General features: G+C 65.0%; 1 protein-coding gene. It reads left to right on the top strand.

Going from position 1 to position 386, the window contains the following annotated elements; genetic code table 11:
- Position 1: 1 nt before the first annotated feature.
- Positions 2-386: IS110 family transposase (locus tag OZ10_RS20250; RefSeq protein WP_039566931.1), on the top strand; the 385-nt coding region annotated here is incomplete at its 3' end.

Here is a 386-nt window from a genome sequence, read left to right as displayed (position 1 = left end):
CATGAGCGGAATCGGGATCGATGTGTGCAAGAAGTCCCTGGATGCGGCTGTCTTTCAAGGTGAGGCCCGCCAGTTCAGTAACACGGCAAGCGGGCACTGCAAGCTCGTCCACTGGCTGAGGACACTGCCAGTTAGGCAGGTGGTGCTGGAGGCGACCGGTGGCTACGAGCTGGCCGCGCTGGACGCGCTGCATCAGGCGGGAGTCCCGGTGGCACGCGCCAATGCGTCTCGGGCGCGTCACCTGGCCAACGGCTTGGGACTTGCAAAAACCGATCGGCTGGACGCGGGCATGCTGGCGTGTATGGCCGAGAAGATGGAGCTTCATCCCTATGTTCCACTGCCGCCGTGGCAGCGTCATCTGGGCGAGCATGTCCGCGCCCGCCGCC

The sequence above is a fragment of the Xanthomonas cannabis pv. cannabis genome (assembly GCF_000802365.1).
Classification (GTDB): Bacteria; Pseudomonadota; Gammaproteobacteria; order Xanthomonadales; family Xanthomonadaceae; genus Xanthomonas; species Xanthomonas cannabis.
Note: the sequence above shows the minus strand (reverse complement) of the source record. Positions and strands in the feature narration are given on the sequence as shown.